Source organism: Algoriphagus sp. SE2 (genome assembly GCF_039563885.1).
Classification (GTDB): Bacteria; Bacteroidota; Bacteroidia; order Cytophagales; family Cyclobacteriaceae; genus Algoriphagus.
Genome location: NZ_JBCLWJ010000004.1, coordinates 195,749 through 213,154 on the forward strand (window position 1 = coordinate 195,749; position 17,406 = coordinate 213,154).

Annotated in this window: 13 protein-coding genes; 9 read left to right on the plus strand and 4 right to left on the minus strand. The window is 37.1% G+C overall.

All coding sequences use genetic code 11. The features are described 5' to 3' along the window. Window positions 1-42 precede the first annotated feature (42 nt). Complete coding sequence (locus AAGF08_RS06870) at window positions 43-1,320, plus strand: Glu/Leu/Phe/Val dehydrogenase (RefSeq protein WP_343510409.1); 1,278 nt, start codon at window positions 43-45, stop codon at window positions 1,318-1,320. Window positions 1,321-1,393: 73 nt separating this feature from the next. Further along, window positions 1,394-2,056 (plus strand): phosphatidylserine decarboxylase family protein, encoded by a 663-nt coding sequence (locus tag AAGF08_RS06875; protein ID WP_343510410.1) that lies wholly within the window; start codon window positions 1,394-1,396, stop codon window positions 2,054-2,056. Window positions 2,057-2,117: 61 nt separating this feature from the next. On the opposite strand, the gene AAGF08_RS06880 is transcribed toward AAGF08_RS06875, so the two are convergent. From AAGF08_RS06880 to AAGF08_RS06895, 4 genes are all read right to left on the minus strand, one after another. Next, the gene (locus AAGF08_RS06880; protein WP_343510411.1) at window positions 2,118-2,591 is read right to left on the minus strand and encodes a Clp protease ClpB; all 474 of its coding nucleotides are present in this window, start codon (window positions 2,589-2,591) and stop codon (window positions 2,118-2,120) included. Window positions 2,592-2,725: 134 nt separating this feature from the next. After that, a complete protein-coding gene (gene mnmD / locus AAGF08_RS06885; protein ID WP_343510412.1) occupies window positions 2,726-3,424 on the minus strand; it encodes a tRNA (5-methylaminomethyl-2-thiouridine)(34)-methyltransferase MnmD in 699 nt (232 codons plus the stop codon). Beyond that, window positions 3,421-3,903 carry a 2-C-methyl-D-erythritol 2,4-cyclodiphosphate synthase gene (gene ispF / locus AAGF08_RS06890; protein ID WP_343510413.1) on the minus strand — a complete coding sequence of 161 codons (483 nt, stop codon included), beginning with the start codon at window positions 3,901-3,903 and terminating at the stop codon, window positions 3,421-3,423. The genes mnmD and ispF overlap by 4 nt, the downstream gene beginning before the upstream one ends. Continuing rightward, window positions 3,900-5,141, minus strand: a complete 1,242-nt coding sequence (locus AAGF08_RS06895; protein ID WP_343510414.1) for a pitrilysin family protein — start codon at window positions 5,139-5,141, stop codon at window positions 3,900-3,902. Before AAGF08_RS06895 ends, ispF begins: the two co-directional genes overlap by 4 nt. Before the next feature lie 203 nt (window positions 5,142-5,344). On the opposite strand from AAGF08_RS06895, the gene bshC reads away from it, so the two are divergent. The 7 genes from bshC (at window position 5,345) to AAGF08_RS06930 (ending at window position 17,342) form a co-directional block, all read left to right on the plus strand. Next, on the plus strand, window positions 5,345-6,904 hold the full coding sequence (gene bshC, locus AAGF08_RS06900) for a bacillithiol biosynthesis cysteine-adding enzyme BshC (RefSeq protein WP_343510415.1): 1,560 nt from the start codon (window positions 5,345-5,347) through the stop codon (window positions 6,902-6,904). Further along, complete coding sequence (locus tag AAGF08_RS06905; RefSeq protein ID WP_343510416.1) at window positions 6,901-7,473, plus strand: 5-formyltetrahydrofolate cyclo-ligase; 573 nt, start codon at window positions 6,901-6,903, stop codon at window positions 7,471-7,473. Before bshC ends, AAGF08_RS06905 begins: the two co-directional genes overlap by 4 nt. A 25-nt stretch (window positions 7,474-7,498) precedes the next feature. Next, complete coding sequence (locus tag AAGF08_RS06910) at window positions 7,499-7,996, plus strand: hypothetical protein (RefSeq protein ID WP_343510417.1); 498 nt, start codon at window positions 7,499-7,501, stop codon at window positions 7,994-7,996. 576 nt (window positions 7,997-8,572) lie between these two features. Next, window positions 8,573-11,770 (plus strand): SusC/RagA family TonB-linked outer membrane protein, encoded by a 3,198-nt coding sequence (locus tag AAGF08_RS06915; protein ID WP_343510418.1) that lies wholly within the window; start codon window positions 8,573-8,575, stop codon window positions 11,768-11,770. 19 nt (window positions 11,771-11,789) lie between these two features. Next, the gene (locus AAGF08_RS06920) at window positions 11,790-13,436 is read left to right on the plus strand and encodes a SusD/RagB family nutrient-binding outer membrane lipoprotein (protein ID WP_343510419.1); all 1,647 of its coding nucleotides are present in this window, start codon (window positions 11,790-11,792) and stop codon (window positions 13,434-13,436) included. Window positions 13,437-13,456: 20 nt separating this feature from the next. Next, a complete protein-coding gene (locus tag AAGF08_RS06925) occupies window positions 13,457-14,404 on the plus strand; it encodes a hypothetical protein (RefSeq protein WP_343510420.1) in 948 nt (315 codons plus the stop codon). A gap of 145 nt (window positions 14,405-14,549) precedes the next feature. Next, on the plus strand, window positions 14,550-17,342 hold the full coding sequence (locus tag AAGF08_RS06930; protein WP_343510421.1) for a 2-oxoglutarate dehydrogenase E1 component: 2,793 nt from the start codon (window positions 14,550-14,552) through the stop codon (window positions 17,340-17,342). Window positions 17,343-17,406: the final 64 nt, after the last annotated feature.

Sequence of the window (17,406 nt, forward strand, 5' to 3'; positions counted from 1 at the left end):
TTAATTTTGCGTCGAATTTGATATTCTAAATAAAAACCCAATATGGCTTATATCGAACCTGCTCCGATAATGGATAAAGAAAATCCATTGGAGTCAATGATGGAGAGATTTAACATTGCCGCAGAAAAACTTGGTCTATCAGACGAGGTTTACAGCGTCTTAAAAAATCCAGCAAAACAAGTTATCGTTTCCTTACCTATTACCATGGATAATGGAAAAATTAAGGTTTTCGAAGGAATCAGAGTTATCCATTCTAACATTCTTGGTCCAGCAAAAGGCGGAATTAGATTTGCTCCGGACGTTCATTTAGATGAGGTAAAAGCACTTGCTGCATGGATGACCTGGAAATGTGCTGTAGTTGATATTCCTTATGGAGGAGGAAAAGGAGGAGTACGTTGTAATCCCCGTGAAATGTCCAAAGGTGAAATTGAAAGACTTGTTCGAGCATATACCTTGTCTATGATCGATGTATTTGGTCCAGATAAGGATATTCCAGCACCAGATATGGGAACAGGACCTCGAGAAATGGCCTGGTTAATGGATGAGTATTCAAAAGCGCAAGGTATGACTGTAAATGCGGTAGTCACTGGAAAGCCTTTAGTTTTGGGTGGGTCTCTTGGAAGAACTGAAGCAACAGGACGTGGCGTGATGGTTTCTGCTTTGGCAGCGATGCAAAAACTTAAAATCAATCCTTTTCAGGCGACTTGCGCAGTACAAGGATTTGGTAATGTAGGTTCTTGGGCTGCTTTATTGCTAGAGGAAAGAGGTTTGAAAATTGTTTCAGTTTCCGATATTTCCGGTGCCTACTATAATAGTAATGGAATTAACATTCAGGAGGCTGTTTCTTACAGAGATAATAACAACGGAACTTTAGAGGGTTTTAAAGGGGCTGAGAAATTGTCTGATCCAGGAGAATTATTGTTGTTGGAGGTGGACGTTTTGGTTCCTGCTGCAGTAGAAGATGTAATCACTATTCATAATGTTGATAAAATTAAGGCGAAATTGATCGTAGAAGGAGCAAATGGGCCTACTTCGGCAAAAGCAGATGCTATCATTAACGAAAAAGGAATTATGGCGGTACCGGATATTTTAGCCAATGCAGGCGGAGTTACCGTTTCTTACTTCGAATGGGTTCAAAATAGATTAGGTTATAAATGGACTGCAGATCGTGTCAATAGAAGATCTGATCGAATTATGAAAGATGCTTTTGATCATGTGTATCAAGCTTCTCAGAAGTATGAGGTGCCGATGAGAATCGCAGCATATATCGTGGCTATAGATAAAGTAGCAAAGACTTATACCTATCGTGGAGGCTTCTAATATTTAATCAATCAATAGAATCGCTTATCTTTGAGGCGTGGACCAAAATCCACGCCTTTTATTTGATCCCGATATGACAATACACAGAGAAGGAAGAGTTTTGCTTTTTTGGATGATGATCATCCTGGTAGCTTTGAATTATTTGCTTTATTATTTTTTTCCAGAGCAAATTTTAATGTTGAACGTATCGATGCTGGGTAGTATTATTATATACCTGTTGGTCTTGCAGTTTTTTAGAAACCCTGTATTCCCTTTGCCAAATGAAGAAGGTGTTGTTTTTGCGCCAGCGGATGGAAAGGTTGTAGTGATTGAAGAAACATTAGAAGATGAATACCTTAAAGAAAAAAGAATCCAAGTATCTATTTTCATGTCCCCAATAAATGTACATGTCAACAGATCTCCGATAAAAGGAATTGTTGAATTTTTTAAATACCATCCCGGTAAATACTTGGTTGCTTGGCATCCTAAGTCAAGTACCGAAAATGAACGTACTACGATGGTCTTAAGAGATCAAAAAGGCACAAAGATTTTGGTGAGGCAAATTGCGGGAGCTGTAGCCAGAAGAATCAAATGGTATGTTAAAGAAGGATCAAAATTAGACCAAGGAGGAGAATTTGGCTTTATTAAATTCGGATCCAGAGTTGATTTATTCTTACCCTTGGATGCCGAGATTCTAGTTGAAGTAGAGCAAAAAACGAAAGGTGCCAGAACTCCAATAGCGAAGCTTAAAAACTAAAAATAATTCGGTTAGATTCAGAATTGATGGAGTTTTCTCTTAATACGTTTTTGGGGCTTGGTTAAGTTGTCTTTTTAATTCTATAAACCCAGTATCCAAATCCTAGGGTACCAAGGAAAAAAATTACAGTAGTCCATTCAAAAGTTCTTCGAGTAGCCAGCATTTCTTCTATAGTTTTATCCTTTTCATCCATTGCCCTTCTGAGAGCTTGTACATCCTGTTCTAAGTTCAAAGTAATTGCTTTATAATCATCTCCAGTTTGAGTTGCTACGCTGGTTTCTATATCGCCAATCATTCGAAGTTCGTCCATGATCAGATTGTCTTTTGCCAAAATTCTTTCCAGCCATTGGTTCGTTTCAATCATATCCTTTTTGGTGCGATTGCCGAAGATTCCTGATTTTTTACTTTCAGATCGCTTCCATTCTGCAGTTAAGGCATCACGTTCTTTAACCATTTTCTCTAATTTGGCTTGACCAGCTTCGGAAATTTGATTTGGAAGAAAATTAAGGAACAGAAGAAGTATTCCAAGCATCATAATTATATCTTTTTCAATAAATGATTTATGAAGGACAAAAAGCTAACCAAAAGTGATTTTCAAGAAAAAAGAGAATGAAAAAATCTTTTTTTCATTCTCTTTTATTAAGGTTTTACATCCACATTAGTAAGATATTATTCCTGTGGTTTTGGTTTTTTCCAGCCTCTGGTCATTTCTTTTTTGCCTGGGGGGCCTGGCAGGGTTTCTACTTCCATACCAATTTCCTTGAGATCCCTTTTCAGTTTTCCCATCGCGCAATAAGTAGTGAAGATTCCCCCTGGATTCATCGAATCATAAACTTTTTGTAAAAGAGGCTTTTCCCACAATTCAGGATTTTTGGTTGGAGCAAAGGCATCAAAAAATACGACATCACTTGGGTAAAGAATAACTTCCTCCAAAGTAGTTATTTCTTTTTTCATGTTGAAATATTCAGAAACCGCTGATCCTTCATCCCATGCCTTTTTGTGTAATCTTTTGAGATACGGCTTATAATGAAAAAAGCCATCGTCCAGATCACCGTAATTTAGTTGAGAATAAATTTCCTCAGAAAGTGGAAAAGGCTCGATTGTATGATATAAAACAGGCACTTGGTTTTGTTCAGCCCAAATTAGAGTTAACCAGGCATTAAGACCTGTACCGAATCCAACCTCAAATATCCTCAAAGGTCTTCTGTTTGGGTTTTCCATCAACCAAGAATCTAACCCGTAAAGCATGAAAACGTGTATAGATTCTTTTAATGCTCCATGAAAACTATGATACGTCTCTTTTAGCTCTTCATTATAAAGCGAGTGAGACCCATCCTCAGTAATAATTAATTTTAGTTTTTCACTCATACTTGATAGATTAAAGCAACACAATAAGCGGAAACACCTTCTTCTCGACCTACAAACCCAAGCCATTCTGTTGTTGTGGCTTTGATGGAAATAGAATCTTCTGAAACGTTCATCACTTCGGATAAACATGTCTTCATAGCAGGAATGTGAGGGTTGATCTTTGGGTTTTGAAGGCAAATTGTTGTATCAATATTACCTACCTCGTATCCGTTTTCCCTGATAAGTTCCAATACTTCACGTAAAAGGATTTTGCTGTCAATACCTTTATATTTTGGGTCTTTATCTGAAAAATGATGCCCAATATCCCGCATATTAGCAGCTCCGAGCAAGGCATCGCAAATGACATGGATTAACACATCTGCATCTGAGTGACCTACTGCTCCTTTTTCATGCGCTAGCTTGATTCCGCCTAGCCAAAAGTCATAACCTTCTTTTAATTGGTGGACATCATAGCCCATGCCTATTCTAAATGTATTCATGAAGAGATAGATTTATAATGAATGACAGAGGATTTTTCATCGATTAGAATCTTTTTTGCCCATGATGATAATTCTTCTGAATTGATTTTGGATTTATTTTCGAATTCTTCCATATAAAGGTCAGGGCTTCCGAGATGGGCATAATAGGCCAAGTTATAAACTCGATTCAACAATTGAATAGATTCATATGATTTCATTGCCTCATCTTGGTTTTTGATCTTTTGGAGAGAATTATCTTCGATTTTATTATCTATAAATGATTGAATCTCTTGGTCTAAAGCTACCTCAGCCTCTTCAGAAGACACGCCTGATTCCATTTTACCCGAAAAAACCAAAAGTCCTGGGTCTACTGACCCTAAGACATATCCACCTATTGATGCAAATAATTTCCCATTCTTTACTAGTTTTTGCTCCAAAATAGAGGATTTACCAAAACCCATTAAATCAGAAATGAGATCTGCTTCTGCATATCCAGATTCATTTTTCCCTGGTATTTTAAAAGCTTTATATAATGCATCAGTAGGTACTTTGGCCATTACTTTCTTTATCCGCATTTGTTTTTGCTCAGGTTCCTGGGTTATTTCAGATCGGGTTTTCACTGAAGGTTTGATAGGAGCAAACCATTTTTTAGCCAAGGCTTCGATTTGAGATAGTGAAACGTTCCCTCCCACTACTAATATTGCATTATCAGGACTATAATGAGATTTATAAAAATCCCAAATGTCATCTTTATTGTAACCTTCGATGTCTTTTAAATCCTGCCCAATGGTAGGCCACCGATAAGGATGCTTTGTATAAGCTAAATCTCTCAGATGATGCCAAATATCACCATAAGGCTGATTTAAGTACCGCTGTTTGAATTCCTCAATAACCACTTTTCTTTGAGTTTCAATAGTCTTTTCACTCAAAGTGAGCTGAAGCATCCTATCTGACTCTAGCCAAAAAGCAGTCTCAATATTACTCGCAGGAAGGGAAATATAATAATTAGTGATGTCAGGGCTAGTGAATGCATTACAAGATCCACCGACACGTTCTAACTCCCGGTCAAAAACCGGGACATTTTTTGAGCTCCCAAACATCAGGTGTTCAAAGAAATGTGCCAATCCGGTTTTTCCTGGGTTTTCATTTCGAGAACCTACTTTATAGAGTAAATTAAACACAGCCATTTTACTGCTGTGATCTTCATGGACGATAACCTCTAGCCCATTATTTAAGTAGAATTGATGATACGGTAGCATGTTAAATTGGGGACAAAACTAAGCTTTTCCTGAATTAGGGTGAAACTGAAACTCTTTTACTTCGTTGCAATTGAAAAATAATAGTAGAATTATCCTCTGAAATTACCGTTGAATAAAGCTTTTCAATTTTTTTACAAAAAAAGCCGAACTTTGGTTTAAGTCACTAAGTTAGCTTGCCAAAATATACTTCACCCTATCCAACCATGAAAAAACATTGCGTAGATCTAGATAAAACAGGACAATTTTCTAAATTTTTCATGGATTATATAAAAGGAAAAAAAGAACTAAAGCCCTTTTATTCTTACAGCCCTTCATTGGAAAGTTTTAAAAATGCCATTAAATCTAGAAGCTTCCCGATAGCCAATCGGAAAGTTTTGGTTGAAGCCTTATCCAATCAGTATTTGGGATCCGAAATAGGACCTAAGGTAGAATCCAATATCAAAAGCTTGGAATTGGAAAATACCTATACGGTAACCACCGGGCATCAACTTAATTTATTTACAGGGCCATTGTATTTTATTTATAAAATTGTCTCTACTATTAATCTTGCTAAAAAGCTTTCTGAAACGTATCCTGGAAATAATTTTATTCCAGTTTATTGGATGGCTTCAGAAGATCATGATTTTGATGAGATCAATTATTTTAAACTTGATGAAAAGAAATATCAGTGGGATTCAAATCAAAGTGGAGCAGTTGGTGATTTTGAGTTGGATTCAACATTCAAGGATTATTTAAAAACAGTACCCTTTGCGCCGGATTTTTTTAAAGAGGCATACACATCTTCAAAAACTTTAGCTGAAGCAGTTAGAAAATATGTCAATCATCTATTTGGTGAAGAAGGCTTGGTGATTGTGGATGGACATGATTCTTCATTAAAATCATTGTTTTCTTCGGTGATCAAAAATGATCTTTTTGAGCATCAGCCATTTCAGAAAGCTGAAAAAGCCACAGAGGAACTTGAAGGAATGGGATACAAAGGGCAAATCTTTCCAAGAGAAATTAACTTCTTTTATTTGGATAAAGGAATAAGAGAAAGAATTGAGGCGCATGGAGATGAATATTTTGTATTAAATACGGATTTAAGGTTTTCCAAATCAGATCTTGAAAAATTAATAGAGAAAAATCCAGAGCGTTTTAGTCCTAATGTGGTTTTACGCCCCTTGTATCAAGAAATGATCTTACCTAATCTCGCTTATTTAGGTGGTCCTGCCGAAGTTGTCTATTGGCTTCAACTTAAAGGAGTGTTTGAAAATTTTGATGTCCCATTTCCTATTCTTCTTCCGAGGAATTTTGCCCTATTGATCCCAGACCATATTCGGAAAAAAATTAATCAATTAGATTGGAGCAATGAAGAGGTGTTTAGATCATTTGAAAGCTGGAAAAAAGATTTTGTGCTATCAGAAAGCAGCTTAGACATAGAATTGGCAAAACAAAAAGAAATTATTGCGACTATCTTTGAAAAGAAGGGAGATGAAGCGGCTAATTTAGAGGCAAGTTTAAAACAGGCTTTTGAGGCCGGTAAAGTACGGTCCTTAAAGATTTTGGAGCAGATGAGCCGAAAGTTAAGAAAAGCTGAAGAAAGAAGACTTGAGATTCAAATCAATAGAGCTAAGGCTATTGAGGATTTTATAAAGCCAGGAGGAGCCCCTCAGGAAAGGGTAGTGAATATGATGCAGTTTTATTTATCTCAGCCTGAGCTGATAGATGATTTGCTTGCTTGTTTTGATCCTCTCGACTTCCGTATGATGGTTTTGGATCTATGAGTTCTGAAAAAGAATCTATTCGCAAAAAGTATAAGCAAAAAAGAAAGTCACTTTCAGTAGAGGAGGTAAATAGGCTTTCGGAAGCTATCTTACTTCAATTCAAAAAATGGTTAGTTTTAAAACCAGAGATAAACCATTTCCATATATTTTTGCCGATAGCGCGGCAAAATGAGGTAAATACGCTATTGATCCGGGATTTTTTATTTGAGCAGGGGAAATCGGTTTACACTTCCTTTGTGAGGCATGAGCAATTGACAATGGATACGGTTAAAGTTTATCCGGAAACAAAATACCAAATTGATTCTTTAGGGATTCCGACTCCAATAGAATCTGAAGTAGTGAGCACAAAAGATCTTCAATTGGTCTTAGTCCCACTTTTAGCTTTTGATTTAAATGGAGATAGGATTGGTTTTGGAAAAGGGTATTATGATAAATTTCTCTCAGTCCTAGATCCTGAAGTAGTAAAAATGGGATTAAGTTTTTTCCCTCCTTTAACTAAAATTCCTTCAGAATTGCATGATATACCCTTAGATTATTGTATTACTGGGGAAAAAGTTTTTACTTTTTGACCAAAATCATTTCAAAACTTCCTTTATGAATAAGAATTTCTTTGTTGTGGCATTTTTTATCCTTTCAGCGTTTTGTTTTATTCCTGAAGCAAAGTCCCAGATCGGGGCATACAATACGACAGTTGGAATAAGAGGTGGAACAAGTGTTGGAGGATCTGTTAAAAGGTTTGTTACAGATCATGATGCAGTAGAATTGATGGTTTATACCCGTTGGAAAGGTTGGGTGGGGAACTTACTTTTTGAGCATCATATGGATATCCGAGAATTTGAGGGATTGGAATGGTATATCGGAGGTGGCGGTCATTATGGAGTTTGGAAAGTTGGGAAAAGCGAGCCGCCTTGGGTATATAAAGCAACAGAAGATTATGCTGCATTCGGAGTAGATGCGATTGTTGGTCTTGACTATAATATCAATAGATCAAACTGGTTTATAAGCTTAGATTGGAAGCCTTCTTATAATTTTCAAGACTTTACTGGGCTATGGTGGGACGAAACAGCCTTCACTTTAAGATATTCATTCTAATTTTACGAATTCCCTAGTTTTTTAAACCACTTTTTAAATTATTGACAAAAAAAGAACCAAAATGATAATTTTTTCACCCCTTAATGATTGGTTTTAACAGAATTATCGTTTTTATCTCTTGTTTAAATCAAATAATAAGAATAAAATTTTTTATTAAAATGAAAAGCATTTTATTTATTCTGAAAATAGACTGTAAATAGGTTATAAACTCGAAAAAAATTTTTTTTCCAAACAATAATTTTTTTTTTCAAATTGTAAATATGGAGTTTTTCAGAATTTTATTCTGAAGAAGCTGAATTTTGCTCTTAAATCAGTTAATATTTGTTAAAAATGTTTCTGTTTCCAAATTATTACTGTTTTCAGCCTTTAAAACAAATAATCAACCGCTAATCGATATTTTTACGTTTAAATAGCATTTAATATAATAAAACATGGATTAAAGTAATTTCAATAATAATTATTGTATTAAACAAATAAATAATTTACTTTAAACAAGTATTTTTTCATATTGGGCACTATTTTGAAATTAGATTCAAATAATTTTTCTTTACACCTATCAACTAAACTAAATACCTTATGAGAAAAGCTTTACTCTTTGTTGTTGCGCTTTTCACCATGGCCCTCAGTTATGAGGTGTCGGCGCAGCAACGGGTAATTACCGGTACGGTAATTTCCGAGGAAGACGGACTTGGTTTGCCAGGAGCAACCGTCCTCGTGAAAGGTACAACAGTGGGTACTACCACCGATTTGGATGGTAATTATTCCATTAATGTGCCAGCCGGTTCTGATGTATTGATTTTCTCTTTTGTAGGTCTTGTATCTGCGGAAGAGGCTATCGGCAACAGAACCATTATTAATGTCACCCTGACAACTGATGCGGCTCAACTATCCGAAGTGGTAGTAACAGCGATTGGTATCGAAAGGGAGAAAAAGGCCTTGGGTTATGCAGTTACCACAGTAGGTGACGAGCAACTTGAGAATCGTCCTGAAGGAGACGTTGCCCGAGTGTTGCAAGGAAAAGTTCCAGGTGTGAACATTACTTCAACTAACGGTATGTCTGGTTCAGGTACAAACATGGTTATCAGAGGTTATTCTTCTGCTACCGGTTCTAACCAGCCGCTATTCGTAGTGGATGGGGTTCCTTTCAACACAAGTACTAACAACACCAATGGATTTACCACGGGTGGTGCCACTACTTCTTCTCGTTTCTTGGACATTGATCCAAATAACATCGAGAGCATGTCTGTATTGAAAGGTCTTTCTGCAACTGTACTTTACGGTGACCAAGGAAGAAACGGTGTAATTTTGATTACTACTAAATCAGGTGCTTCTAAAAGAAAAGCTGCTGAAGTAACTATCAATCAATCTATTTTTACTAATGAGGCGGCATCTTTGCCAACGTATGGTACTACTTATGGAAATGGATTCCAGCAGGCTCCAGGTTTCTTCTTCTCTAACTTCGGTCCGAGATTAGATGCTGGTATCACTGTAAATCACCCGTATGCATCTTCTTCTATTGCTTCCATTAGAGAGGCATTCCCTCAATTTTGGGTAGATGGAATTGTTGGCGGTACTCCAGTTCAATATGAGTACAAAGCATATGCTGATCCATCTGAAATTTTCTTTAGAACTGGTTTGATTTCAAATACTTCGGTTCAAATTTCTGGAGGATCTGACAGAACAGGTTTCAATGCTAGCTTTGGATATACTGACGAAGAAGGATTTACTCCAGGTAATGAATTGAAAAAGTATAACTTCGGTTTGGGTGTAAATTCTGCTGTAACTGATAAGTTGTCTATCAATTCTTCATTTACTTTTGCAATCACAGATCTTCAGTCTCCTCCAGTTAACGCAGCTTTTGGTTCTGGACCTTCAGGCGGAATTCCTTCAGTATTTGCACACGTATTGTATACGCCTAGATCTGTTGATTTAGGAGGATTACCTTTTGAGAATCCAGTAGATAATAGCTCTGTTTACTATAGAGGTGCTAATAATATTGTTAACCCAAATTGGTTGGCAAAGTATTATCAAAATACTTCTGATGTAAATCGTTTCTTCAACTCAACTTCTATCAATTATGATTTGAATGATGATTTCTCAGTTACCTATAGAATCGGATTGGATACCTATACTGAAATTCAAGAGAAGAGATACAATAAAGGAGCAGGTAGTGGTAGTGCTGCTATCCAATCTGGTTTGTATGAAACTGCAAATATTGTAAATACGATTTGGAATCAGGATTTGATCTTGAACTGGAAGAAAGAATTTTCTGATAATTTTGGCATGAGTGCATTATTGGGAGGTAACTCTAGATATGATTCGTTTACTAGAACTGGAATTGAGTCTCAAAATCAATTGGCTTTCGGACTTTTCAATCATGGTAACTTCACTAGTGCAAATGAAGGGGGCTTAAACCGTCTTCAAGAGCAGAGAAGAATGGGGGTTTATGCAAACTTGACCTTTGATTATTCAAACTATTTGTACTTGAATATTTCGGCAAGAAATGATTGGACTTCAACAGTTGAAAAAGAGAATAGAAGTATCCTTTACCCAGGAGCTTCGGTTTCTTTCATTCCAAGTACTGCATTTGATTGGAATTCTTCCACTATCAATGACTTGAAATTGAGATTAGGTTATGGTACTTCTGCTGGATTCCCAAATCCATATAGAACTAGAAATACCTTAGCTCAAGAAGCAATTGCATTCTCCAGAGATGGTCAAGTGACTCAAACTCACTCAGTATCTAATGTATTGGGTAACCCTAACTTGAAACCAGAACTTCAGGAAGAAATAGAATTTGGTGTTGAAGCAGTAATGTTTAATAACAAGTTAAGATTTGATCTTTCCTTGTATGAGAAGAACACAAACGATTTGATTACACAAGCTCCGATTGATCCTTCTACTGGATTTACTTCTACTGCAATTAACGTAGGTAAGATCAGAACAAGGGGTATTGAATTGCAGGCGAATGTAACACCAGTCTCAACTGCATCAGGATTCACTTGGAATTCTATTGTAAACTGGGGTTTATACCGTTCTGTAACAATGGAACTTGGTGATGGTTTGGAAGAAATCGTTGTTGCCGGTTTTACTACCTTAGGTAACTTTGCTATTCCTGGCGAGCCTTTCAACGTAATTAAAGGTATTGGTTTTGAAAGAGATGAGCAATCAGGTCTTCCAGTAATCTTATCCAATGGTCTTCAAAAGCAAGATCCAGAATTGAAAATTTTAGGTGATCCAAATCCGAAATGGAATGGTTCATGGATTAATACTTTCTCATTCAAAGGGTTCACTTTGAATGCTATGTTGGAGTACAGACATAAAGGAGCAATTTTCTCCAATACAGTTACTGGAACATTAGCACGGGGTGTTACAAAAGATCCAGTGGTTGATAGAGAGATGACATTTATCATGCCTGGTGTAAAAGAAGATGGAACTCCAAATGATATTCAAATCACTGCTTCTGATTACTTCTTTGGTGGGTATCACCTAGGAGCAGATGAGGCAAATGTATTTGATGGCTCTATGATTCGTCTTCGTGAACTTTCTTTGGGATATGAGCTACCTTCAACTTTGATAGCAAAAACTCCATTCAAGAGAGCTTCTATCGCGATTAGTGGTAGCAATCTATGGTTCAGAGCATTGAACTTCCCTCCAAACATGAACTATGATGTAGACGTGTTGGGTACTGGTGTAGGTAACGGTCTTGGTTTCGACTTTGTAACTGGCCCGAGCTCCAGAAGATTTGGTGGAACTGTAACTCTTGCATTCTAATCCCAAAACTGATATTACTATGAAAAAATATATATATACTCTGTTGTGTGCAGCAACCATGCTTTTTGCCTCGTCTTGCGATTTAGATTTGCTTGATGATCCAAATGCAGTGACTGCCTCAACAGCTAATCCAGACTTTATTCTTAACAGAATTCAATTGGATTATAGAAATTTCTATCAGGGACTCAGTAATAGTGGAATGTCTCTTACTAGAATTGTGAATCAAGGGAGTGCACTTTATGAAAATGCATATCCTGTTTCTGCCGGAAATGGATGGTGGAATAACTCATATTCTAATATTCTTGCAGATATCAAATTCTTGGAGCCATTGGCAGAAGAAGCCGATTTGCAAAGACATCTAGGAATTGCCAAAACGATTGAGGCAATGACTTTATTCCATTTGGTGGATGCTTTTGGCGATGTGCCTTACTCTGAGGCTTTAAATCCAGAAGAATTCAATCCAAGTATAGATCCTGGAAAGTCAATCTACGACGCAGCTTTTGCAAAACTTAATGAAGCAGCAGCTCATTTTGCCGCACCTGTAAGCTCTGGTTCTCCAAATGATTATTATTATGGAAGAGACTATACAAAGTGGATTAAATTGGTGAATACTTTAAAATTAAGGTATTTTCTTAATCTTAGATTAACTGATGCTGGAACAGCAGGATCTGGTATTAATGCTCTCATTGCAGAAAACAATATGATAGGTGCTGGAGATGATTTTGTATTTAGATTCGGTACTTCTAGAGCTAACCCTGATGCTAGACATCCTAACTTTGTAGGTTCCTATACTTCTGGTGGAGGCACATATCACTCTACTTTCTATATGTGGCATATGACAGAAGCTAAAGGATTTGATGATCCTAGAGCTAGATTCTACTGGTATCGTCAAACGTTGGTAAATTCTACTAATGCGGACGAAATCGAGTGTATCAATCAGATAGCTCCTCCTCATTACTTATCTGGAGGATATATTTACTGTCTTCCAGGTGATAGAGGATACTGGGGTCGTGATCACTTAGATCCAGACGGAGTTCCGCCAGATGGATTGAGAAGAACTATGTGGGGTATTTACCCTGTAGGTGGAAGATTTGATGATGATTCTGCAGCTCCTGTAAATAACCCTTCTTTGGGTGCTCAGGGTGAAGGTATCTATCCTATTATGCTTGCTGCTTATGTTGATTTTATGCTTGCAGAAGCAGCTCTTGAGATCAATGGTGATGCTGCTGCTGCGAAAAATTATATGCTTTCTGGTATTCAGAAGCATATGGAATATGTAACAGATTTTGCATTGGCTACAGCTGAGTCTGGAGCAATTAATGATTTCTTTGATTCACAAGGATCCTCTCTTGATGACGATATAGATTCATATTTAGATTATGTTGGAGCAGAATATGATAATGCTTCAGATAAAATGAATGTGATTGGTCGTGAGTATTGGTTGTCTCTTTTCGGTAATGGTGTAGAATCGTATAACCTTTACAGAAGAACTGGGAAGCCAAATAATATGCAACCGGCCCTTGAAGCGAATCCAGGAGATTTTCCGAGGTCTTTCTTGTACCCTAACGTGTACATGGTAACAAATAATAAAGCAAGTCAGAAATCTGGACTTGAAGCACAAGTATTCTGGGATAACAATCCTGGAGGAAGCGCTTGGGTTTACTAACCAAAATAAATTAAGATAATATGAAAATGTTAAAATATACTTTTGGTTTACTGCTTGGAGCCGTAGTGTTTCTAAGTTCTTGTAGAGACTTTGTAGAACCAAATATCCCGTATTCGACTTTCGATACTGCAGCTTATTTGAGAACTATTGAAAGAACCAGTACCACATTTAATTTCTTTAATTTAGGAAATTCTGATTTCGCCTTGACTATAGAGGCTGTGGATGCTGAAGATGGTGCTACAGTTGAGACTGTAGAAATTGAAGTGCAACATAGAAGATTGATTCCTGGTGTAGGATTGGAGTATACTCCTTCTGCAGGTCCGGTAGGTATTAAGACTCTGTCAGCATCTGACTTTGCTCCTAATAGTGAATCAAGATTCTTGAGAACTTCTTTCGTAATTACTGCAGCTGAAGCAATTGCTGCGGTTGGACTTACTCCTGCGGATATTGAAGGGGGCGACGTTTTTGAATTCAGCTTGATTCTGAATGATAAGTTCGGACGTTCTTTCAATAGAGAAAATGTTTCAGGTAACGTAGCTGGTGCGCCATTTTATGACTCACCATTCCAGTATTTTGTAAGTGTAGTTTGTCCTTCTGATTTAGGAGGAACTTATGAATATACTGCTACAAATATGGATTCAATATATGGTTCATGTGCAGGTACTATTTCAGGTACTACTACATGGACTCCAGTTTCTAGTTCTCCGGGTGCATATACCATTTCAGACGGAACCTTTGGTTTCTGGGATTGTTATGGCGATTCTTGGGGATCTGGTGATGTTAGGATCAATGATGCTTGCGGTACGCTAAGCATGACTGGTGCTGATAAATATGGAGCTACTTATTCTATGACTGTACTAAGCAGTACTCCAGAAGAATTAGTCTTCGTTTGGTTAAACTCCGATGGAGAAACTGGTGAAGTTACTGTAAAAGCTCAGAATGGTAAGCCTTTACCTCCGCTTAATTAATAATTAAAGAAGGTATATAATTTAAGGCGGTGCTTTTGAAGCACCGCTTTTTTTATTTCAAAATTTATATATTTGGAAATACGAATAAGCAGTTTTTTTTAATCGATTTATCCTTATAGTTTTGTAGAGATCTCAATAACCCATTATGGATAAATTTTCATTTATTGCAAATGCTCATATTTCTTACATAGATGAGCTATACGCTTCTTTCAGAAGTGACCCTTCCTCAATAGACCCAAGTTGGAAAGAGTTTTTCGAAGGTTTTGATTTTGCCTTAACCAATTATGATGTAGATGGTAATGGAGCCGAGACTGCATTAAGTGGCAAGCCAGCTCCTAAAAATGGTGCTCTGGCTACTCCAGGTACTATTATGGACATGGAGCAATTGCCAAAGGAAATCAAGGTTAGAGCTCTTATTCATGCACATAGGTCTAGAGCACATTTAAGATCTAAAACTAATCCGGTTAGAGAACGAAGAGATAGAAAGGCGCTGATCGACCCTGAATACTTTGGACTTGGTCCAGAGGATATGAATACTGAATTTCAGGCGGGAAACGAAATAGGAATTGGTAAGGCGAAACTTTCAACAATCATAGATGCCCTTAAAAAAATCTATGAAGGACCTATGGGTTTTGAATATTTATATATCCGAGATCCGGAAATGCTTGATTGGTTTAAAACGAAAGTTGAGAAAGAAGCTTTAGCATTCAACCCTTCCGTAGATGAAAAGAAAAGAATCTTATTTAAACTGAACCAGGCAGTTGTTTTTGAGAATTTTCTTCACACCAAATACTTAGGACAAAAAAGATTCTCTTTGGAGGGAGGGGAAAGTTCAATCGCATTTTTAGATGCGGTTATCAATACATCTGCCAATCTTGGAGTTAAGGAAGTAATGATAGGGATGGCTCATAGAGGTAGGCTAAACGTCTTGGCCAATATCATGGGCAAAACATATGAACAGATTTTTTCTGAGTTTGAAGGAACTGCCAAGCCTGATCTAACCATGGGTGATGGGGATGTGAAATATCATATGGGTTATTCCAGTGATATTATAACACCAGAAGATAAAAAAGTCCATCTGAAATTAGCCCCTAATCCTTCCCACTTAGAGGCAGTGAATCCAGTAGTAGAAGGATTTATTAGAGCTAAAATTGATACTGAGCATAAAGGAGATAAAACAAAAGCACTTCCTATACTCATTCATGGTGATGCTGCTGTTGCAGGGCAGGGAATCGTTTATGAGGTGACCCAAATGGCAGACTTAAAGGGTTATAATACGGGTGGTACCATTCACTTTGTAATTAATAATCAAGTTGGGTTTACTACTGATTTTGATGATGCACGATCTTCCATCTATTGTACTGATGTAGCAAAAATCATAGATGCCCCTGTTATTCATGTGAATGGAGATAATGCTGAAGCTGTTGTATTTGCAGCAAAACTCGCTGCAGAATTTAGACAAAAATTCAGCAAAGATATTTTTGTAGATATGGTTTGTTATAGACGTCACGGGCACAATGAGTCTGATGAACCTAAGTTTACTCAACCTGAACTGTATAACCTGATTTCCAAACACCCAAATCCAAGAGAGATTTATGTAAAGAAATTGACTGAAAGAGGGGATATTGATGCCAAAATAGCCTCTCAAATGGATGAGGAGTTCCGACAACTGCTCCAGGATCGATTGAATATGGTCAAGGAAAAGCCGCTTCCTTATCAAGCTACAAAGTTTGAGCAGGAGTGGGGAAACCTAAGAAGGTCAAAGCCTGAAGATTTTGATAAATCTCCGGAAACTGGTGTCGATGAAGCAACTATTAAAGTTGTGGCAGATGCTTTAACTACAATTCCAAAAGGTTTTAAGCCAATTAAACAGATTGAAGCCCAAATGAAGCAGAGGAAAGACATGTTCTTTAAGTCTAAGGAGTTGAATTGGGCTGCTGCTGAATTATTGGCTTATGGTTCTCTTTTGACTGAAGGTAAGCAAGTTAGGATTACAGGACAGGATTGCCAACGAGGTACTTTTTCTCATAGGCATGCAGTTATCCATGATGCTACGACTAACCAGCCTTACAATTCCTTGCTGGAAATGAAGGAGAGAAAAGGTCTTTTTCAAATTTATAACTCGCTACTTTCTGAGTATGCAGTTTTAGGTTTTGAATATGGTTATGGTATGGCAAATCCTAATTCTTTGACTATTTGGGAAGCTCAATTTGGTGATTTCGCAAATGGAGCTCAAACAATGATTGATCAGTTTATTTCTTCTGGTGAGTCTAAATGGCAGCGAATGAATGGATTGGTAATGTTACTTCCTCACGGTTATGAAGGACAAGGGCCAGAGCACTCAAATGCAAGACCAGAACGGTTCCTTCAGCTTTCGGCAGAGTATAACATGGTCGTGGCAAATATTACTGAGCCTTCAAACTTTTTCCATTTGTTAAGAAGACAACTTGCATGGGAATTTAGAAAGCCTTGTGTAGTGATGTCTCCTAAGTCTTTGTTGAGACATCCAAAAGTAATTTCTCCAATTTCTGAATTTACTTCTGGATCTTTTAAAGAAGTGATTTTGGATTCTTCTGTAGATCCCAAAAAGGTAAAAAGAGTAATCCTTTGTTCTGGTAAAATCTTCTATGATTTAGATGAGGCTAGAGAAAAGGAAAAAGTTGAAGATGTGGCAATTGTTAGAATTGAGCAGATTCATCCACTTCCCAAGAAGCAAATTTTTGATCTTCTGTCAAAATACAAAGGAGCCGAAGTTGTTTGGGTTCAAGAAGAACCAGAAAATATGGGGTACTGGAATTATATTCTAAGACTACTTCATAAAGAGTTGCCAATGGATATAATTGCTAGAAAATCCTCTGCTTCTCCAGCAACTGGCTATAATAAAGTTCATGTGGAAGAGCAGAAAGCCATTATTGCAAAAGCCATTAAAACTAAATAACCCATAATAATCATATCATTTTGTTCCAACTCTCACTGTATTCAGTTAGAGTTAAAAAGAAAAA